The sequence below is a fragment of the Methanobrevibacter sp. V74 genome, from assembly GCF_963082495.1.
Lineage (GTDB): Archaea > Methanobacteriota > Methanobacteria > Methanobacteriales > Methanobacteriaceae > Methanocatella.
On the sequence record NZ_CAUJAN010000005.1, the window covers coordinates 63,051 to 81,244 of the forward strand.

Consider the following 18,194-nt stretch of genomic DNA (forward strand, 5'->3'; position numbering starts at 1 on the left):
TTTTTATTCAATTTCAACTCTTTTAAGCGCTCCTACCGGACAATGATTAGTACATTCAACACATCTTATACATTTATCATTGTCTAAAACAACTTTACCATCCACTAATTCAATAGCGCCTGTTGGACAATTCTCTTCACATAAATAACAATTTACACAAGATTCATGATTTACCTCAATGAATCTGGAATGTAAGACTGGTCCGATATATCTGTCTAACTCAATTGCAAAGTCATTTAGTGAGATTTCCCGACAAGCACCACATCCTATACACATTTTTTCATTGATATAGGGATATAATTCATCTTCAATTAACTCAATTCCCCAATCAATATCTAAATTTTCAAAGAATTCTTTAAATTCAAGAGTAAATGCATTTGTAGGACATAAGTTTGCACAATCATCCCAATTATTATCATCGACTGAATAATCAATTGAAATACTGTTCATACGAACTACTCTATGGGCACAACTGACATTTATTAAATCATATTCAATTACTTCCCTTTCATCTTCATGATTATAACTAATCTTATTATCAATCAGTTTAATTGCTGAAACAGGACAAGTTTGAACACAAATTTCACATTTAACACATTTTTCAGTTATTTTAGCCATTCTAAAAATATTAGCTGGTTCGATTGCATTAACTGGACATTCTCCAACACAGGTATTACACCTTACACATCTAGGTGAAACAGCAAATATTTCTTCATCTGCACTAAAATCGTCTAGTGCAAACTGAAAATCATCACCATCATCATCTAACTCAACAGATTTTAAAAGAACTTCACGTTCTAAGTTTTTTACCTGTTTTATAAAAGATACATTCATTTTAATACCAACTAAATAATTTATTCTTATAATTGTATATGATTTTCATTATTTAAAAAAAATTCCTCTAAATCTTTTAAAGTAGGAAATTTTTCCATTCCAAATCCTTCAATAGATTTACTAGCTACCCAATTTCCGATATTGCATGATTTTTCCAAATCATATCCTTTTAAATATGAATATAAGAATCCGCTGTTGAAACTGTCTCCAGCACCAGTGGTATCGACAACATCGCATTTAAATGATTCAACTTCACATTCTCTTGAATTGTTAATTGCAAATGCTCCTTTTGATCCTCTTTTTACAACAACAGTCTCTATTCCCATGTCTAAAAATCCAATAGCCAATTTTTTTAAAGGATCTTTATTATTATTACATAATAATCGCAATTCTGATTCATTTATCAGTAATATATTAGTTCTCTCAAGTATGGGCTTTAATTCGTCAAACCCTTTTTTAACATACAGCATTCCAGGATCAAAACTTAATATGCATTCATCATTGAGTTTTTCTAATAGATCTATTTGAGCTTTAAATGAATCTCCAACAAAGGAAGTATAATGCATTATTTTACATCTCATAATGTTTAACGGATTAATCTCACCAATTTTTATTTCATCATTAACCCCTGGGTCAATGTAGAGACCACGATTACCTTCCCCATCGACAAAACCTAAGCATTTTCCAGTTGATCCTGTTTCTGAGTAGATTAAATTATTAGTGTAAACTCCATTTACAGCTAAATGATACTCCATTAAATCCCCATCCGCATCTTCGGCAATTTTACCGATAATTGAAGTTGAACAACCTAAACGGGCAAGACCAACAATAGTGTTAGTTGCTGATCCCCCCGGAGTGTCAGTTTCACTTTTAATAAAACTTTCCCCATCTTTTGAGACTATATTCTCTACTGAATAGAGCTTATCTACATTTAACGCTCCAAATCCGATAATTTCAGCGTTTAAATCATTGTCAAAAATTTCCATCTTTAAAACCTTACTTTAAAATATCTAATAGATTAATATTTTTATCTCCAAGTTTACCATCAAAGTTGCCTGCAGATATTCCCATTACACCATCAAATTCTAAAGCAGCATCAATACCTGCTTTGACAGCTTCATTCATGGATTTTTCATCAATTGCATTTATTACAACTTCAGGAATATACTTGACACCTTCTGGAACTTTAGATTCATCACCTAAACGTTCTTTTAGAGAAGGACAATAAACATGATTTGTAGTCGGACCGATTTCTGGATAATTGGTTTCTGGTTTTGAAGCGGCAGAACATATATCGAATGGTGTTGTTGCTCCTTCCACATTCATGATAGCTTCAATAATGGCATCACCAGCATCCAAGACTGCTTCTTGAGTTTTGCATAAATACCAGAAATTACCTCCCATAGTTCCATCATTTATTTTAAATTTGTCTTCAATCTGAAAATCCGGTACAGCAATTGGCACATTAATCATTTTTCTTCCATATTCTTCAACAACCCATTCATATCCATCGCCACAGTGCCCTACAATCCCCATCATTTCAATATATCCATCACTTGGCTTATCCGAGTAGTCGAAAATGCGTGTGAATGGTTTAACTAGTACATCTTGTCTCAATCTATAAGATAGTTCAAATGCAAATTTGTCTACATCGTTGCCACCTAACCAGTATTGTACAATTGCTCCAAATCTATTATCTGGAGTCTGTGATTCATCTAAAAATCCTTCTACTCCACCTTCCACTCTTCCAATAACTGCACTTGGAGTTGAAGTTGAGTCATATGCCGCTCTTTTTACAATAGCTTCATTAGGGCCTGTAATTAAGGCTCTTACATATTTTCCTTGAAATGCTTCAAAGAATGTGTCTTGCACGTTATCATAATTCATTTTATACACCTAACCTAATCCACCTATATCTTGACCGCGAATATTATTTCTCATCTCTTTACTGGCTTTTAATAACTCCCCATAGTTTTCGTCAGTTATTATCTGAATTATTGGATAGTTTTTAGTAAATGCCGTGAAAAACTTATTTTTAATATCCGCATTGATATTATAGTCATCGAATAGTTTTTTTAAATCTTTTGAAAAATTATAATCCTTAATAAATTGTAAAACTTTATTTTTATCATATTCTGCATAAATATTTGCAATTACTGCGGTTGTTACAGCACTTGGAGATATTATTGCAATTTCAGCTGCTTTTAAAGGATATTCATTACCATTGAATGATATGCTGATGCCATTGTTTTTGCAAGCGAAATCTAGCGGTTCTACATCGGTAATGCTATCACCAATATAAAGTATTTCATTGGCATTAATGTTGTCTTTTTCAATAATCTTATCAATAGCTAATTTTTTTCCTTGACCGCCAACAACTTCTATATCTTTGATTTTCTCATAAATTCCCATTTTTAGAATTTGATTAAATAAAATATCATCGAATAACTCATAATCTTCCGGATTAGTTAAAATTAAATCTTTAAATTCGATGATTTTTTGAACTTCCTCTTTATTTAATTCCAATCCATCCACATCAACATTTGTATAATATGTATTTTCAAAAGGAACTTCCATATAATCAGAAACTGCTTTAATATATTGACCGTAACTTGTGCTTACAATATATGTATTCATAGCTTCTTTCAAATAATTTAATAGGAATCTTGAGTCGGGAACAGCGCAAATATTATTCTGTGAAAAATCAATGAAATCATCATTAGTAAGATTTTCAACTACAAAGAACGGTAAAATTAACTTCAAAGTGTTGCCCGCTTTATAATTTTCCTTTTTAACTATATCTACTAAATAATCGTCATATGAACTAAGGATTTTAAATAATTCCCCACCATCCTGAATGAAATTAACTGCCAGTTCATAAGCGTTGTCATTTAAGGTCAGTGGACCTTCACAATCGGTAATAAATGATTTTTCGAACATGATTCACCTAAAGTTAACTATCCTAATTGCATCTAGCGGACAAATTGCTTCGCAAGTTCTACAATAAATACATTTTTCACTGTCAAAATCTATTTTATCATCTTCAGTTAATGATAAAGCCTCGACTGCACAATTTTTAACACAAATTCCACAAGCCTGACATTTATCATCTGCAAGTGAAAAGTCCCCAATTCTTTGCTTGTATAAATAAGACCTTGCATAGTATAAGTCTTGATCTTTACTGTAGAAGTAATCATCATATGCTCCAATAGCATCAAATTGACATGTTTCAACACATTTTCCACAGTATATGCAATTATTGTTGATTGTAATTGGATTTGGACCATTTAATTCAATTGCATTAACCGGACAAACATTGTAACATTCCCCGCAAGCTATGCATTTTTTATCATAAACCTCAATATTCCTATCCATTAGATAAGATCCAACTAATTTTGTGAATTTATCAATTTCTATACGAGTATCTAAACTAATCTTTAACTCTCGCTCCATCATGTCATTAACTTTACATTCAATGAAATGCTCAAAGCTTTGATCATTGAATTCTAAAGCAGTATCTTTTCCTACTTTTTCTAAAACTTTATTTAAGCTAATTAAATCTAGAGACAATTTTTTAACATCATAGTCTATGATGCTGGATACGATATCATAAGATTTGATTTCACTATACATTCTGTAAGCTTTTTTACGTGAAGAATACTTTATAGCTGTTGAAGGGCAAGAATGCATACATTCCTCACATCTTGCACAATATCCTGGGTTGATATAAGGCAGTTTATTGGTTTTGCCTACATTAATAGCTCCCATTGACGGACATACTCTTGTACAGGTCATACAGCCAATACACTTATTTTGGTCAACAACAATGGCCTTACCTCCTTTAACTGTTTTAGGAAGCAATTCCCCATATTTAATCGCATCAGTGGGACATACTCTAAAACAATATCCGCATCTAACACATGTATCCTTATCAATTTTACTGTGAGGTTCATGTTTTCCGTCGGATACAATATGAATTGAACCATTTTTACATGCCTGAACGCATGCTCCACATGCTTTACAAAGCTTAGTGTTAATGTTTGGAACATTTTCTTTTAAAGGAGGATCCATATTTACATCAAGAGATATTGCATCATAAGGACAAGCATTGCGACACAATACACAACCAAAGCAAGTATTTCTTAATTTAATAAGACCATCGCTTTCATCAAGATAAATTGCATCAATAGGGCATGATTGAAGGCACGGTTTATCAATACATGCCATGCACCTAGTTTGGTCAACAATATAATCCACATCAACATGCCTTAGTGGTCTTGGTGTTTTAGTAAAACTATCAATCATAACACTCACTCCATAAATAGCTCACCATTTAGATTAGATGCCTTTACTGTAACGTGAATATTTTCACCATCATCAAGTGAAAACTTAGCAATGAAGTACTTAATTACTGAAAAGGGACAAGTTTGGTAACAAATACTGCATCTTAAACATCTATCTTTATCTCTCACAATTGTATCATTTTCTCCATCAAATGAAATACATCCAGTCGGACAATCTGGAATGCATAATTGGCATTTTTTACATTTTGATTTATCCCAATCAATAATTCTGACTTTAAGCCTGTTAACAGCATTAGTTATTATTTCTAGAGATATTTCTTCATCAGGAATTATTTTTAATGCCTTATCCAATATAACTGAAAGCGGCACGTCATACTGTAGAAGCCCATCCTTTTCTAAAGAGCGCAAGTCTTCCTCTTTTGAATTAATGTAATCCTCAAGATAATTTACACACAAAAGTATTATATCCTTTTGATCTTGGAGGTTTTCAATAAATACCCCTTTCATTGCACCATTTACAGGACAAACATTAACACACTCCCCGCAAGAGATGCATTTAAGCTGATCAACAACCACTTTTCCATCATCTAGACCAATAGCTTCAACAGGACATTGCTTCATACATTTTTTACATTTAATACATAAATAATCATCAACAATGTATTGCCTTTTTGATGGAATAATATTGAATTCCGGTAAAATTAAATGATTCAAACCACACTCTAATGTTTTTGGATCTGTCGGGCAAACTTCAGCACAAAAACCACAACGAATACATGCTCCTGCCGTGATTACAGGATATGTTAAACCTTCACCATCTTCACTGTCTTCATCACGAACTAATTTAATTGCATTTGGCGAAGGGCAAGATACAGTACATGCTCCACAACCGATACAGTATTCTTTATTTACTTTTGGAAAGTCTCTGAAACGTTCCGGTTTTTCAACAATTTCAGGTTCGGATTTTGCATTGGCAAATGCATCTGCCCAAGCTTTTCTAGCAAAATCGTAAATATACCACATTAATGAGGCCATTTACCTCACCTCATCTAAACGTTTTGTAATCGTTTTTCCAGATTCATTTGTTATGGCTACTCTTTCAGCACATGCAACACAAGGATCACATGACGCATAAGTAGATACGGCATCGGCAACTGTTGGAACATCACGAATCATGTATTTTGCACAAGAATCCATATTTGGAATACTTGGAGTTCTAATAGTTATGTTTTTGATTAAATTACCATTAGTTTCAACCATATAGGTAACTTCACCACGTGGAGCTTCATTTTTACGCATTGCATAACCCGATTTAATTTCAGCAGGAGTACGAACTTCACCATCAGGCATATTTTCAATAGCTTGTCTAATTAAACTAATTGATTCTGGAATTTCATCGAATCTTGTTAATGTTCTTGCATAATTGTCCCCTTCCTTACGTCTTATAACTTTAAAATCAAAATAATCATCATATGTGTAATGTCCTATGCGGTAATCTTCCTTTACATCAGATGCTCTTCCAATAGGTCCCACAGACCTTCCTTTAATAGCCTCTTTTTTAGACATATACCCTATGCCTTTGCACCTTAAACCAAGTGCAGAACCTTCTGCAAATAGTGCTCTGACTATATCAAAACGGTCTTCTATCTTTTTAAGATTTTCAAGAATTGGATTAAAATGGCGCTCATCTGCATCCATCCTAACACCACCAACTACATTCCAACCCATATTAACTCTATTACCCGTTAAAAGTTCAATAGCATCCATTGCATACTCCCTTAATTCTAAAACATGCATGAATAATGTTTCATGATCCATTGATTTGAAAAATGTGGAATTTGCAAGTAAATGACTCTGAATCCTATCAAGTTCATTGGTTATAACTCTTAAAAATTGAGCTCTTGGCGGTACAGAAACATCTGAAATTTGTTCGATAGATTCTGCAAATGTTTGTGTGTGTTCATATGAACAAATACCACATACTCTTTCAGATAGATAAATTCCTTTCTGCCAAGTCTTTCCTTCAATTATTTTTTCAATTCCCCTATGCACATAACCATATTCAAGTTCGGCTTTAACAACTCTTTCACCTTCAGTTTGAAGTTTTAATCTGATAGGTTCTTTTAAAGCCGGGTGAATCGGACCAATTGGTACTATCATTTTTGTTCCCTCCCACGATCAGCAATAGCTTGAGGTCCAACAGCTAAAATAGCTTCTAATATTTCATTAGGTCTTGGTGGACATCCTGGAATTTCTGCTGCAACGGGGATGAAATTAGATGCAGGTGCATTTACGTGACCTCCTTCCTGATTAAATACATCTCCAGATATTGGGCAGTTTCCAACTGCTACGGCAATTTTTGGTTCAGGAGCCTTATCATAAATTCTTTTTAAGTTATCCTTCCATTGTTCGGTTACAGCACCTGTTAACAATAGAACATCAGCTTCGCGAGGATTATTGTGAACATATATACCATACTGCTCTAAATCATATCTTGGAGATAATAATGCAACACACTCTACGTCACACCCATTACATCCACCACAATTTACAATACAGACGTGAATTGAGCTTTTTCTCACAACATCCTTAATAGCGTCTAACATCGTACTCCCTCTTTATTTCAATAATATAATATAAAATAAACATCAATATTTAGCTTCTTTTTTTAATAATTCAAATAATTCTAATTGACCTTCTTTTAAGGCATCTTCATAAGATTTTCCATTTTTAATTTTATTTACCATGCTCATTTTGAGATTTTTAGCATCTTCATGAGTGATTAACTCCAAAGTATCGCTGAACCAGCACAATCTCAAATCAGCATTTAATTTCTGATAAATACAAATATCCTGAGCAGATTCAAATGTTGCATGTAATGCTTGTAAATCCGACATATTTAATGAATTAAATAATATTTCTTCTAATTCTTCAGTAGTGCAGTTAAATTCCTTAGAAAGCGGAACTATAATGTCCCTCTGCCAGGCATAACTTCTTATTATTCTAGTCTGCATTAATTTCAATTTAGCATCGTCGTCCATTTCCATCATCCTATACTACTCATTTTCAATAATGCATATGCAATAATACCTAAAATTAATCCAGCTGCAGTTTCTTTTCTACCATATCCCGGCCTTTCACCCATTACAAATCCTGCAAGGAGAAAACCTACAGCCGATAAAATAATATTGCCTGAATTAAATCCTAAAACCCATCCTACAGTTGAAATTATGGCAAATGGAGTATTGAACCCGGTTACTGCTACAAATGGTTCAGCATGCTTACTATAACTGTAAAGTAAACCAATAATTGATCCTGCTGCAAATGTAAGTAAATAAATCATATAATCAAACATAATATCCCTACATCACCCTATAAAGCAATATAAATGAACAGATTATTGCCATGAACGTTATTATAAAACATAATTTCTCCATACTTTCTATTTTATGTGAAAAATTGCCTTTTGCTTGGAATAAAAACACAGCCAGGATAATTCCCATAATTACAATAGGAGCAAGGACAGCTGAGTGCAAAAATGTTGCAAGTAAAGCAACGAATATCACGCCAACAGCAACCAATGCGGTCAAATACACAAATACATCTTCACTATTCATACTACCATTCCTGAAAATATCATTACTATAGTTCCAAAGAAGCAAATTGCTCCAATGGTAATTTGAGTCATGACTGAATGATTTGGACTTAATAATGGAGTAGTTGCATTAATAAATCCGGTGACAAATGAAATCACAACCATTCCAATCAAATATCCCACAGCATCCAATGGACCGAAGAATATTGTTAAAAATACCCAAAGCAATACATACCATGCAATTGATTCGGAAAATAACATGAATCCTCTTAAGAATCCAAAGTGCTCAGTTTCAAATCCAGATATTAAAACTTTATCTTTAGTTATTCCAAATGGAGAGTATGGGGATTTTGTAATAATCAACATGAAAAACATTAAGGCCGCAAGTGGAATTGAAAATACTAAAGGGCCATGAACAGATTGGTAAGTAATTATTTCCCCAATATTCATTGAACCTGTCATCAAGTAAACGAATATAATGGCTGCGAATAATGGGAGTTCAGTTGCCGCTGAAAGTACAGCCCTTACACAACTTAATTTACCATATGGCGAACCGGAACTTGACCCGGCGTTATGCTCAACAATTTTGTAAACTGCATAAACGCCAAATAATATTAATAATGAATCATGAGCCACAGGTCCCGCAATAACACCAACAACCCAAATCAAAGCTAATATAAACACAATACCGACATAGAAAACTTTAGATGTAGTTTTTGGAATTGCTGTTTCCTTAAAGAAAAATTTTAATGAATGTATCAATTGCTGGACAATAGGCGGTCCTGGACGTTTCTGTACACGTGCCATTACTTTCCTATGCAAACCTAGAAGCAAACTCCCTGCTAGAAATGCAATAATAACTTGAATTAATATTTCTGCCATTAAATTCATAATACCACTCTAATACCCAGTAAATGGTTCTTTAACCCTTTCATCCGCATCTTCAGGTTTTGGTTTGGCCATAGTTAATAAACCAAGAGATAAAACCCATAATGGAATACCAAATATAGCTACAGTATAAACTACCCATGCATCGAAGTTGATTATCAAGCATGAAAGAATAGCTATTGATGATAATGCCAATAATATAATACACACGATTTTTTGATTTATCATACTCTCTACCACAATACCAATAATAATATTTCAACAGCCCTTACAATAATAAACAATGAACTTAAGTGGATAATGACGATGAATGGAGATCCAGCAGTCCTGAACATCTCCGCTTTACTTGCAAAGAACGGTGCCACTCCACTTTCACCCAGAATACCAATCAACATCAATATTGCACCAAATACGACCATCGGACTTGCAGGCATTTGAGATAAAACCGCAAGAGACAATGTTCCAGTTGCAGCAAGAATAATAGCCGCACCACCAAATAACGGTAAACTACACATCATAGCTATTAATCCATAATTAAATGCAGAGTTCAGTACAGTAGTTTGCTTAACCGCCGATACGATACCAATGTTTAAAATACCTACTAACGCCATGAATAATGTGAAGTTAAATAAATCCCCAGTAATCATTGCTCCTGCAGATGCAATACCGCAAATAATTGATAAAAATCTTCTTTGTTTAAATTCTTTAGGACCTACTTTTACCTCAGTATTATTTAAATAATGCATAGTAGCTTCGATTTGAGTTTCGGGTTTACTTAATGCAATTAATAAGGTAAAACCAAGTAAAACTGCAAACAAGAACAAATTAAATGGAGTTAAATATAATACGATATCTCCAAGTGGAATTATTCCAAGTAAATTTCCCCCTAATGTAACGAAATCCATTTTCTCACCTACTCATTATCAATATCTTCCCTCATAAGCAGACCTATTAAACCTACTTTTGAAGCTACTTTTAATAATAATCCGCATGCCGCTAAAAATAAACTTAATATCCAATATTGCGGAGCTACAAAGAATAATAAAAAACCAATTATCCATATACACCATGCAATACCTGAAACTCCAGCAACACCATCCAACACCAAAACAGGAAGACCTCTTGCTTTTTTAGATAATGCATACAATACAATTCCTCCGCCAGCTACTGCTCCTCCAGTAAAACCAGTTAAGAAAATTCCATATACTATTAAGACCAGTGCTATAAAATTGGGTGCAGTAGTCATAATTTCCATGTCTAAAGAGAATTCCTGTGGAAACATTGAAGAAGATTTAGTTAGATTAGCTCTTGGATCTTGTTCTATCTTACGCATTTCTCTTGTAATCAAAATTTCAGAAATAGCCAAGGTTTCAGCCAACTCCACTACCAAACCTGGCAAGATTAATGCTTCTGCAAGATCGGTTCCAACAGCAGAAACAACAAATATCATAGCAAGACCTACAATGTCAGTTAATATAAGAATGTGCAATTCTTTTCTTTTCATTGCTATAGCCATGGTAGCTATAAAACCAACTATTAAACCAGCATAAATTGCAGGCAAATACATATCAACAAAAACATGAGGAACAAAAAGCATTAATTATCCCTCCTCATTTGTTTTTTTCTTGCTTTATCATCGTTTGCCTTGACTTCATAAGCTACCTGTGCAGAACCATTTACTGCACGAGCAACATCTTTTTTAATCTCTTCAGCATCATTTTTTCTATTCATCGTATAATTAATAGATAACCATGAAGCAATGATAAATGACATCATCAGGATACTAGATTCAAGTATAGTATCGAAACCTCTTGTATAATACAATATTTCATCTATAAGTCCACCTGGAGATGAATATATTGATGTGCCAAAGTAAGGAGATATTGATGATATCCACTCTGCCAGCGGTGACATATACCCAGTAATCATTCCCAAACTAGCTGCATTTTCAGGATATTGAGGATTTATCTCACCTGCTTCCTTTAGTGGTTCTCCACCTCTATCATAAGGCGCTAAAGATAATCCATCATCAATTTGCTCTTGTGGAGCAGGCCTAACATATAATTGATCTGGATTTAATGCTAATGGCACAATTAAACCGATTATTAAAATAATTCCAAGGCCAAATGCAAAAAGACGAGGAATATATTTCGGGTCTGCCAATTTATTCCATAAAACTCCAATCCTCATACATCTGCCCCCATTTCTTCTAAACGAATAATAGCTCTAAATAAAATTAAACTAATAATAACCGTAGTTGCAAGTAATGTTAATAAAGCTAAAACATGATTATAACATAATAAAACTAAACAAACACCAATGGATGCCACTTCAGTATTGAATGTCCTAACAATTGGATCATTAACTCCAGGACCCCAAGCAGTTGCAATACTTCCAACAATTGCAAGAAAGATTCCGAAGTAGAAAAATAATGAAACACTAACCATTAACATCACCATTTAAAAGTTTCTTTTCTCTAATCTCCTTAATTTTAACAATAGATAAAATAAATACTACAGTTGATAAAGGGCCTGCCAGTGCTGCAAATAAAGCAACATCCAAATATCTAAATAATACCACAGCCAAAAAAAATCCTGCATCAAGTATTGAAAACATTATGACCTTATCCAATGGTTTTTTCACAAATATTATGCCGAATGCGCCAATAATCATTAAAGCTATTGCAATAATTGATACTACAATCTCCATCTTTTCTCACTCCAATAGTATCTCATCATCTAGTCTTTTTAAAGTATGAGCAATAGCATTAGCACTAATTGTTGAGCAAATAAAGAATGCTGCAGCAACAATAAGGGCAAATGGAGTATTAATTAATAATGCAATAATTGCAGAAACCCCAAAACCTATAACATTTATATATAACAATCTTTCAGCCCTATTTTTTGCTACCAAAGCTCTTAATGCTACAAATATGACTATACCCCCAATAATTTCAACATACATATAATCACTCTCTAGCATGCCTATTGAATTTTTCGGCTATTTTTCCTAAAACTACTGAGATTTTAACTTGACTAATGCCCATTATGGTGAAAATAGAAATAACCATTCCAACAATGAACATTTCCGGAGTTAATCCAATGAAAGATGTTAAAAATATTATTGCAGTAGCAGTTAAACAGCCAGTAGTTCCGGCATAACCCGGATCAGCACATAACCTATTTCCAATAAACACTAAAAATGCCGCCATAATCCCTCCGGGAATTCCTAAAAGCAAATATCCAATAGAAGCCATTAATGTGCCGGCAGATGCATCTGGAGAACATAAAATGTTTCCCTGGAAGAATCCACCAGCAATATCCCCTCCTCTTTTTTCGACATCTTGTCCAACTATTCTAGCTCCTTTAACGCCAGGTTGCTCAGGAAGTCCAAAATATGCATCTACAATTACAAAATTCAACCAACAAAGAATTGAAGCAATTATTATCCCAATTACCTCATTCACCAATATCCTCCCCTGCATCTTCATCTAGAGGTTTTGGAAATACAAAATCAAATAAATATTTCACAAATAAAGCTGATAAAACACCTATAATAATTGCTAAAACTAAACCATTATAGATAAAAGTATAATTTAAAACAAAAAATAATGAAAGAATACCCATAGCAATTATAGGAGTCGGATATATTGCACTTACATCAAAAGAGTACCTATATGGTTTGCTAGGTAGTAATGGTAACTTTAAAATTAAAGCTACAACAATAGAACAAATAATAGCTACAATATATGCTAATATAATGTCCACTGATGACAGGCTTATACTGCTAAACCCATAAACATTACCATATGAAGCAAAATATATGGCATTAAACACAAAATCAAACATATTATTAGACTCCTCTTAATATAATATATATAAATATAAAAATATATAAATATTGTGACTCAAAAATTATATATAATTGCTTTAATGTAACAAAAGTTAATTAAGGGTGGCTTAATGAAAAATAAAAATATTATGATAACAGGTGGACTGGGATTTATTGGCTCACACATCGCAGATGAGCTAATAAAGAATAATAAAGTTTGTATCGTTGATAATCTATCTACTGGAAAAATTAATAATTTAAAATGCAGGGAAAATGAAAATTTAAAAATAGTTAAAAAAAATTTAAATGACGTTAACTTAAATGATTTACTTAATGGAACTGATTATATATTCCATTTAGCTGCCATGGCAAGTGTTCCATTAAGTGTGGACAATCCAATTGAATGTTGTCAAAGCAATGTTAATGCCACCGTTAAACTTTTAGACGCTGCCGCTAAAAATAATGTTAAAAAAGTTATATTTTCCTCATCATCTGCAGTATATGGTCAAAATAGAAATATGCCCCTAAATGAAACAGAAAATCCAATGCCCACCTCCCCATATGCCGCATCTAAAGCAAGTTGTGAATTATTTTTAAAGGCATTTTATGAAAGTTATGGACTTGAATATGTATCTTTAAGATATTTTAATATTTTTGGACCAAGACAAAATAAAAACTCACAATATGCTGCTGTAATCCCCAATTTCATTAGTGTCCTCCTTGAAGGAGGGCAACCTGTAATTTATGGCGATGGAGAACAAACAAGAGATTTTGTTTATGTTAAAAACATTGTTAAGGCAAACATTTCAGCATCAGAATCTGATTTCAATGGAATTGTTAATATTGCTTCTGGTAAAAAGACTACAATAAACCAGTTATATGAAATAATTAAGGAAACACTTAATAGTGACATAGAACCAAAATACCTTCCTGAAAGACAAGGAGATATTAAACACTCATTAGCTGATGTAGGCAATATGGAAAAAATTGGTTTGCAAATTGATACTGATGATTTCGAGTCTCAACTCATAAAAACTATTAATTGGTTTAAAACTATTTTATAAAATGATATTATGGATAGAAGTGTTAGAAATTTTAATGTTCGTTTAAGGACTATTAGAATAAGGGAACTGATTATTGGAATTATAATAACCTTAATCGTAAGTGGAATATTAATATGGATATTCCCAGCAATTTATGAATCTGATGATTTATATTTCATTGTAGTGTTATTGATTGGAGCATTACTATTTGTTTGGGCTTTAAGAGGTTCAACTGGGATTGATAGGAACTTTGAAAATATATTTGAAGATAGCAATAAAAAAGAAATACTTTATGTTTTTGCAATAAATCTTCTCTTTGCATTTTTATTTACATTACTTATATCCTTACTGGACATGTTGATTGGATTCAATAATCCTACATGGACTTCAATTTTAGATATTGAAAGTGCAAAAATGGATTCCAGTGTGATTATTCTTGATGCAATTGCTTCAATAATTTTTGCCCCAGTTATGGAAGAATTAATATTTAGAGGAGTATTATTTAATAGATTAAAAATTAGAACAGGTGTTGTTCCCGCCATGCTGATATCCTCATTCATATTTGGAATTGGACATGATTTTGGAGGGATAACAAGTGCATTTTTATTTGGAATATGCATGTGTATTTTATACTTAAAAACAGATAATATTTTAATTCCAATGAGTGTGCATTTTATCAATAATGTTGTTGCAACATTATTAAATTTAACAAGTTTCGATGTTGTAACCACCCAAATTCCCTGGATTATTCCAACTATAATCGTTTCTCTTATTGGAACATTTTATCTAATAAAATACATTATTAAAGAAACCAGCAAACTGAAAAAGCAATATGCATGAAAAAAAAGAATTAATTAGTGGAATCCGCATCCACTACAACTTTTACATTTTTCTTCTTCTAAAGGATCATATTTTTTATCTTCTTGTAAAGTAGCTGAGATAAAATATTGGTCAGATTCATCTTTATTTTTTAAAACAGGTGAAATTCCTTTAAAATTACATTTTATATCGCCAGTTCCACCAATATCCACTAAAATTGGTTCACCTAATTTAAATTTTTTAAAGTATGCTTCAACCTCATCTTTTAATGCTCCAGGTACTCTGAAATTAAAAGACAACATATTATTTTCCTTCATTTTTAAACCAACATATTTTTGGTCAATTTCATAGTTTAGACCTAACTGTTTTTTAAAAATTACATTAGTACCTATCTCATCAGATGACATTTTATACTCCTTTAAATTATTAATAATAAGAATTATAGTTTGAAGTATATAAAACTTTCCAAAATTATTCAATGTAAAGTACTTTTAAAAAAATTTTGTTTAAGTAATTTTTAATGATTTATCATGATTATTCATAAACTTTATATAATTTTAAAATTAAAAAATAATATATTATAATAATATATATTATAATGAAAAAATCAGTTAGAGAAATAGGTGTTTATAAATGAATGAATACAACAAGGATATTGGAAATCGGATTAGAGAATTAAGAGAATTGTCAGACATTACTATTAAAGAAATTGCTGAAGAATTAAATATCAAAGAAGAAACTTACATCCAATATGAAAACGCTGAAGTAGACATTCCTGCAAGTTTTTTGTATGAACTTGCCCACATTTTCAAAGTTGATTTAGGATTACTATTAACTGGTGAAGAAAGTAGAATGAGTATATTTGACGTTACTCGGGCAAATAAAGGAGTTTCAATAGATAGAAGAAAAGAATATACTCATCAAAACCTATGTTCTAAGTTCATTAACAAAAAAGCCGAAACGTTCCTTGTGGTTGTGGATCCTGAGAAAAATCCGGTGCCTTCACTAAATTCACACCCAGGACAAGAATTCAATTATGTCCTAGAAGGTTCCTTAAAAATCTATATACACAATAATGAAATCGTGCTTAATGAAGGAGATTCAATATTCTTCGATTCCACACATAGACATGCAATGGTTGCACTTAACGACAAACCTGCTAAATTTTTAGCAATTATCATATAACAATTACGGAGTACCTTAAATGACATCATTAATAGGAAATTTTGTAGAAAGAGTTGATTTTAACTCTTACGAGGACTTTTATAAAAATTTTAAACTTACATACAATGAAGATTACAATTTTGGATTTGATGTTGTAGACAAATACGCTGAAATCGATCCAGACAAAATAGCATTAATTTGGACTAATGATAAAGAGGAAACACATACTTTCACATTTAAAGATATGAAAGAATATTCTAACAAAACTGCAAACTTATTTAAGGGTCTAGGCATTGAAAAAGGTGATTGTGTAATGCTTACACTTAAAAATAGGTATGAATTTTGGTTCTGCATGGTTGCATTGCACAAAATTGGAGCAATAGCCATTCCAGGAACACACATGCTGAAACTTCATGATATTGATTTTAGAATAAAAGAAGCTAATGTTAAAATGGTTGTTTCAGTAGAAGAAGATTCGCTACTGCCAGATTATGAAGAAGCAATGAAAGAATTAGAAATTGATTTGCCCAAACTAGTTATAGAAACTGAAAGAGACGGCTGGATTAACTTTAACAAAGCTATTGAAAAAGAAAGTGATGTGTTTGAAAGACCAACTGGTGAAGATAAAACTTATGCAGAAGAAATATTCTTAATTTACTTTACATCCGGAACTAGCGGAATGCCAAAAATGGTTTCACACAAACACACTTACTCATTGGGACATATTCCTACCGCCAAATATTGGCACAATGTTATCGAAGATGGAATCCATCATACCGCAGCAGATACCGGTTGGGGAAAAGCTGTTTGGGGAAATCTTTATGGACAGTGGATTAGCGGAACCGGAATATTCATCTATGATTATGACAGATTTAACGGAATTAAATTACTTGAAAAGATCATTGAAAATAAAGTAGACACATTTTGCGCTCCACCAACAATCTATAGATTTATAATTAAAGAAAACATTAAAGGATACGATTTATCAAACTTAAAATATGTAACAACTGCTGGAGAGCCATTACCTCCGGAAGTATCTGAAAGATTCCATGACCTTTCAGGTTTGAGAATCAAAGAAGGATTCGGTCAAACTGAAACCACTTTATCAATAGGCACATTCATATGGTTAGATGCAAAAGTAGGTTCAATTGGTAAGCCTTCTCCTTTGTTTGACTTGCATTTGCTTGATGAAAATCATGAAAATGTAGACCTTGGAGACAAAGGAGAACTTTGTTTTAAAATAAATGATGGGCCAAATCCTGGTTTATTTAAAGATTATGTTAACGATGAGGAAAAATACAAAAAACAAATCCATGACGGATACTACCACTGCGGAGACACCGCATGGGTGGATGAAGATGGATATGTCCATTTTGTTGGAAGAAATGATGATATTATTAAATCATCAGGTTATCGTATTGGACCTTATGAAGTAGAAAGTGCAGTATTATCTCACAAAGCAGTTTCAAACTGTGCAATTACTGCTTATCCTGATGAAGTCAGAGGTCAAATTGTAAAAGCAACAATAATATTGCAGCCTGGCTTTGAAGCATCAGAAAAACTTACAAAAGACATACAAAATCATGTTAAAAAAGTAACTGCTCCTTATAAATACCCTAGAATGATTGAATATGTTGATGAAATTCCAGAAACAATCAGCGGAAAAATAAGAAGAGTAGACATTAGAGAAAACGATAATAAAAATTAAATTAGATG

General features: G+C 32.5%; 26 protein-coding genes. 4 read left to right on the forward strand and 22 right to left on the reverse strand.

Going from position 1 to position 18,194, the window contains the following annotated elements:
• Positions 1-3 precede the first annotated feature (3 nt).
• The 21 genes from Q9969_RS09300 to Q9969_RS09400 are packed head-to-tail and all read right to left on the reverse strand — an operon-like array spanning position 4 to position 13,469.
• Complete coding sequence (locus tag Q9969_RS09300) at positions 4-834, reverse strand: 4Fe-4S binding protein (protein WP_305512555.1); 831 nt, start codon at positions 832-834, stop codon at positions 4-6.
• Positions 835-860: 26 nt separating this feature from the next.
• On the reverse strand, positions 861-1,820 hold the full coding sequence (locus tag Q9969_RS09305) for a carbohydrate kinase family protein (protein ID WP_305557095.1): 960 nt from the start codon (positions 1,818-1,820) through the stop codon (positions 861-863).
• A gap of 10 nt (positions 1,821-1,830) precedes the next feature.
• Positions 1,831-2,721, reverse strand: a complete 891-nt coding sequence (locus tag Q9969_RS09310; RefSeq protein WP_305557097.1) for a formylmethanofuran--tetrahydromethanopterin N-formyltransferase — start codon at positions 2,719-2,721, stop codon at positions 1,831-1,833.
• A gap of 9 nt (positions 2,722-2,730) precedes the next feature.
• Complete coding sequence (locus tag Q9969_RS09315; protein WP_305557099.1) at positions 2,731-3,774, reverse strand: hypothetical protein; 1,044 nt, start codon at positions 3,772-3,774, stop codon at positions 2,731-2,733.
• Between the two features lie 3 nt (positions 3,775-3,777).
• Positions 3,778-5,148, reverse strand: a complete 1,371-nt coding sequence (locus tag Q9969_RS09320; protein WP_342766071.1) for a 4Fe-4S binding protein — start codon at positions 5,146-5,148, stop codon at positions 3,778-3,780.
• Positions 5,145-6,173: a 4Fe-4S binding protein gene (locus tag Q9969_RS09325; RefSeq protein ID WP_305512545.1), complete on the reverse strand. Its 1,029-nt coding sequence runs from the start codon at positions 6,171-6,173 to the stop codon at positions 5,145-5,147. The genes Q9969_RS09320 and Q9969_RS09325 overlap by 4 nt, the downstream gene beginning before the upstream one ends.
• Complete coding sequence (locus tag Q9969_RS09330; RefSeq protein ID WP_305557103.1) at positions 6,174-7,298, reverse strand: nickel-dependent hydrogenase large subunit; 1,125 nt, start codon at positions 7,296-7,298, stop codon at positions 6,174-6,176.
• Complete coding sequence (locus Q9969_RS09335; RefSeq protein WP_292792156.1) at positions 7,295-7,744, reverse strand: NADH-quinone oxidoreductase subunit B family protein; 450 nt, start codon at positions 7,742-7,744, stop codon at positions 7,295-7,297. Before Q9969_RS09335 ends, Q9969_RS09330 begins: the two co-directional genes overlap by 4 nt.
• A 42-nt stretch (positions 7,745-7,786) precedes the next feature.
• The gene (locus Q9969_RS09340) at positions 7,787-8,188 is read right to left on the reverse strand and encodes a DUF1959 family protein (RefSeq protein ID WP_305557105.1); all 402 of its coding nucleotides are present in this window, start codon (positions 8,186-8,188) and stop codon (positions 7,787-7,789) included.
• The gene (locus Q9969_RS09345) at positions 8,185-8,493 is read right to left on the reverse strand and encodes an energy-converting hydrogenase subunit EhaL family protein (protein ID WP_305512535.1); all 309 of its coding nucleotides are present in this window, start codon (positions 8,491-8,493) and stop codon (positions 8,185-8,187) included. The genes Q9969_RS09340 and Q9969_RS09345 overlap by 4 nt, the downstream gene beginning before the upstream one ends.
• A 7-nt stretch (positions 8,494-8,500) precedes the next feature.
• Positions 8,501-8,755, reverse strand: a complete 255-nt coding sequence (locus Q9969_RS09350) for a hypothetical protein (protein WP_305557107.1) — start codon at positions 8,753-8,755, stop codon at positions 8,501-8,503.
• Positions 8,752-9,624 (reverse strand): NADH-quinone oxidoreductase subunit H, encoded by an 873-nt coding sequence (locus tag Q9969_RS09355; RefSeq protein ID WP_305512532.1) that lies wholly within the window; start codon positions 9,622-9,624, stop codon positions 8,752-8,754. Before Q9969_RS09355 ends, Q9969_RS09350 begins: the two co-directional genes overlap by 4 nt.
• Before the next feature lie 9 nt (positions 9,625-9,633).
• Positions 9,634-9,849 (reverse strand): DUF788 domain-containing protein, encoded by a 216-nt coding sequence (locus Q9969_RS09360; protein WP_305557109.1) that lies wholly within the window; start codon positions 9,847-9,849, stop codon positions 9,634-9,636.
• 5 nt (positions 9,850-9,854) lie between these two features.
• Positions 9,855-10,526 carry a hypothetical protein gene (locus Q9969_RS09365; RefSeq protein ID WP_305512528.1) on the reverse strand — a complete coding sequence of 224 codons (672 nt, stop codon included), beginning with the start codon at positions 10,524-10,526 and terminating at the stop codon, positions 9,855-9,857.
• Positions 10,527-10,534: 8 nt separating this feature from the next.
• Positions 10,535-11,218 (reverse strand): EhaG family protein, encoded by a 684-nt coding sequence (locus Q9969_RS09370; RefSeq protein WP_305557111.1) that lies wholly within the window; start codon positions 11,216-11,218, stop codon positions 10,535-10,537.
• The gene (locus tag Q9969_RS09375) at positions 11,218-11,811 is read right to left on the reverse strand and encodes an EhaF family protein (RefSeq protein ID WP_305557113.1); all 594 of its coding nucleotides are present in this window, start codon (positions 11,809-11,811) and stop codon (positions 11,218-11,220) included. Before Q9969_RS09375 ends, Q9969_RS09370 begins: the two co-directional genes overlap by 1 nt.
• Positions 11,808-12,068 carry a DUF2107 family protein gene (locus Q9969_RS09380; RefSeq protein WP_305557115.1) on the reverse strand — a complete coding sequence of 87 codons (261 nt, stop codon included), beginning with the start codon at positions 12,066-12,068 and terminating at the stop codon, positions 11,808-11,810. Before Q9969_RS09380 ends, Q9969_RS09375 begins: the two co-directional genes overlap by 4 nt.
• The gene (locus Q9969_RS09385; RefSeq protein WP_305557117.1) at positions 12,061-12,330 is read right to left on the reverse strand and encodes an EhaD family protein; all 270 of its coding nucleotides are present in this window, start codon (positions 12,328-12,330) and stop codon (positions 12,061-12,063) included. The genes Q9969_RS09380 and Q9969_RS09385 overlap by 8 nt, the downstream gene beginning before the upstream one ends.
• Before the next feature lie 6 nt (positions 12,331-12,336).
• Entirely contained in the window at positions 12,337-12,585 is a 249-nt protein-coding gene (locus Q9969_RS09390) for a DUF2109 domain-containing protein (protein ID WP_305512515.1), read from the reverse strand.
• 4 nt (positions 12,586-12,589) lie between these two features.
• The gene (locus tag Q9969_RS09395) at positions 12,590-13,087 is read right to left on the reverse strand and encodes a hypothetical protein (protein ID WP_305557119.1); all 498 of its coding nucleotides are present in this window, start codon (positions 13,085-13,087) and stop codon (positions 12,590-12,592) included.
• A complete protein-coding gene (locus tag Q9969_RS09400) occupies positions 13,080-13,469 on the reverse strand; it encodes an energy-converting hydrogenase A subunit A EhaA (protein WP_305512511.1) in 390 nt (129 codons plus the stop codon). The genes Q9969_RS09395 and Q9969_RS09400 overlap by 8 nt, the downstream gene beginning before the upstream one ends.
• A 114-nt stretch (positions 13,470-13,583) precedes the next feature.
• Here Q9969_RS09400 and Q9969_RS09405 point away from each other — a divergent pair, with 114 nt between their 5' ends.
• Positions 13,584-14,516 (forward strand): NAD-dependent epimerase/dehydratase family protein, encoded by a 933-nt coding sequence (locus Q9969_RS09405; RefSeq protein WP_305557122.1) that lies wholly within the window; start codon positions 13,584-13,586, stop codon positions 14,514-14,516.
• Between the two features lie 9 nt (positions 14,517-14,525).
• Positions 14,526-15,335, forward strand: a complete 810-nt coding sequence (locus tag Q9969_RS09410; protein WP_305512508.1) for a type II CAAX endopeptidase family protein — start codon at positions 14,526-14,528, stop codon at positions 15,333-15,335.
• 14 nt (positions 15,336-15,349) lie between these two features.
• On the opposite strand, the gene Q9969_RS09415 is transcribed toward Q9969_RS09410, so the two are convergent.
• Positions 15,350-15,721 (reverse strand): hypothetical protein, encoded by a 372-nt coding sequence (locus Q9969_RS09415; RefSeq protein WP_305557125.1) that lies wholly within the window; start codon positions 15,719-15,721, stop codon positions 15,350-15,352.
• Positions 15,722-15,947: 226 nt separating this feature from the next.
• Here Q9969_RS09415 and Q9969_RS09420 point away from each other — a divergent pair, with 226 nt between their 5' ends.
• A complete protein-coding gene (locus tag Q9969_RS09420; RefSeq protein ID WP_305512504.1) occupies positions 15,948-16,499 on the forward strand; it encodes a cupin domain-containing protein in 552 nt (183 codons plus the stop codon).
• A gap of 19 nt (positions 16,500-16,518) precedes the next feature.
• Complete coding sequence (locus Q9969_RS09425) at positions 16,519-18,186, forward strand: AMP-binding protein (RefSeq protein WP_305557128.1); 1,668 nt, start codon at positions 16,519-16,521, stop codon at positions 18,184-18,186.
• Positions 18,187-18,194 lie beyond the last annotated feature (8 nt).

What these genes read in the sequence shown, in the direction of transcription:
- Q9969_RS09310 (WP_305557097.1), bottom strand. Translation starts at nt 2,721, where the DNA reads ATGAATTATGATAACGTGCAAGACACATTCTTTGAAGCATTTCAAGGA.
- Q9969_RS09360 (WP_305557109.1), bottom strand. Translation starts at nt 9,849, where the DNA reads ATGATAAATCAAAAAATCGTGTGTATTATATTATTGGCATTATCATCA.
- Q9969_RS09370 (WP_305557111.1), bottom strand. Translation starts at nt 11,218, where the DNA reads ATGCTTTTTGTTCCTCATGTTTTTGTTGATATGTATTTGCCTGCAATT.
- Q9969_RS09405 (WP_305557122.1), top strand. Translation starts at nt 13,584, where the DNA reads ATGAAAAATAAAAATATTATGATAACAGGTGGACTGGGATTTATTGGC.
- Q9969_RS09375 (WP_305557113.1), bottom strand. Translation starts at nt 11,811, where the DNA reads ATGAGGATTGGAGTTTTATGGAATAAATTGGCAGACCCGAAATATATT.
- Q9969_RS09425 (WP_305557128.1), top strand. Translation starts at nt 16,519, where the DNA reads ATGACATCATTAATAGGAAATTTTGTAGAAAGAGTTGATTTTAACTCT.
- Q9969_RS09305 (WP_305557095.1), bottom strand. Translation starts at nt 1,820, where the DNA reads ATGGAAATTTTTGACAATGATTTAAACGCTGAAATTATCGGATTTGGA.
- Q9969_RS09300 (WP_305512555.1), bottom strand. Translation starts at nt 834, where the DNA reads ATGAATGTATCTTTTATAAAACAGGTAAAAAACTTAGAACGTGAAGTT.
- Q9969_RS09350 (WP_305557107.1), bottom strand. Translation starts at nt 8,755, where the DNA reads ATGAATAGTGAAGATGTATTTGTGTATTTGACCGCATTGGTTGCTGTT.
- Q9969_RS09380 (WP_305557115.1), bottom strand. Translation starts at nt 12,068, where the DNA reads ATGGTTAGTGTTTCATTATTTTTCTACTTCGGAATCTTTCTTGCAATT.
- Q9969_RS09415 (WP_305557125.1), bottom strand. Translation starts at nt 15,721, where the DNA reads ATGTCATCTGATGAGATAGGTACTAATGTAATTTTTAAAAAACAGTTA.
- Q9969_RS09385 (WP_305557117.1), bottom strand. Translation starts at nt 12,330, where the DNA reads ATGGAGATTGTAGTATCAATTATTGCAATAGCTTTAATGATTATTGGC.
- Q9969_RS09420 (WP_305512504.1), top strand. Translation starts at nt 15,948, where the DNA reads ATGAATGAATACAACAAGGATATTGGAAATCGGATTAGAGAATTAAGA.
- Q9969_RS09345 (WP_305512535.1), bottom strand. Translation starts at nt 8,493, where the DNA reads ATGTTTGATTATATGATTTATTTACTTACATTTGCAGCAGGATCAATT.
- Q9969_RS09330 (WP_305557103.1), bottom strand. Translation starts at nt 7,298, where the DNA reads ATGATAGTACCAATTGGTCCGATTCACCCGGCTTTAAAAGAACCTATC.
- Q9969_RS09355 (WP_305512532.1), bottom strand. Translation starts at nt 9,624, where the DNA reads ATGAATTTAATGGCAGAAATATTAATTCAAGTTATTATTGCATTTCTA.
- Q9969_RS09315 (WP_305557099.1), bottom strand. Translation starts at nt 3,774, where the DNA reads ATGTTCGAAAAATCATTTATTACCGATTGTGAAGGTCCACTGACCTTA.
- Q9969_RS09325 (WP_305512545.1), bottom strand. Translation starts at nt 6,173, where the DNA reads ATGGCCTCATTAATGTGGTATATTTACGATTTTGCTAGAAAAGCTTGG.
- Q9969_RS09335 (WP_292792156.1), bottom strand. Translation starts at nt 7,744, where the DNA reads ATGTTAGACGCTATTAAGGATGTTGTGAGAAAAAGCTCAATTCACGTC.
- Q9969_RS09365 (WP_305512528.1), bottom strand. Translation starts at nt 10,526, where the DNA reads ATGGATTTCGTTACATTAGGGGGAAATTTACTTGGAATAATTCCACTT.
- Q9969_RS09410 (WP_305512508.1), top strand. Translation starts at nt 14,526, where the DNA reads ATGGATAGAAGTGTTAGAAATTTTAATGTTCGTTTAAGGACTATTAGA.
- Q9969_RS09400 (WP_305512511.1), bottom strand. Translation starts at nt 13,469, where the DNA reads ATGTTTGATTTTGTGTTTAATGCCATATATTTTGCTTCATATGGTAAT.
- Q9969_RS09340 (WP_305557105.1), bottom strand. Translation starts at nt 8,188, where the DNA reads ATGATGGAAATGGACGACGATGCTAAATTGAAATTAATGCAGACTAGA.
- Q9969_RS09390 (WP_305512515.1), bottom strand. Translation starts at nt 12,585, where the DNA reads ATGTATGTTGAAATTATTGGGGGTATAGTCATATTTGTAGCATTAAGA.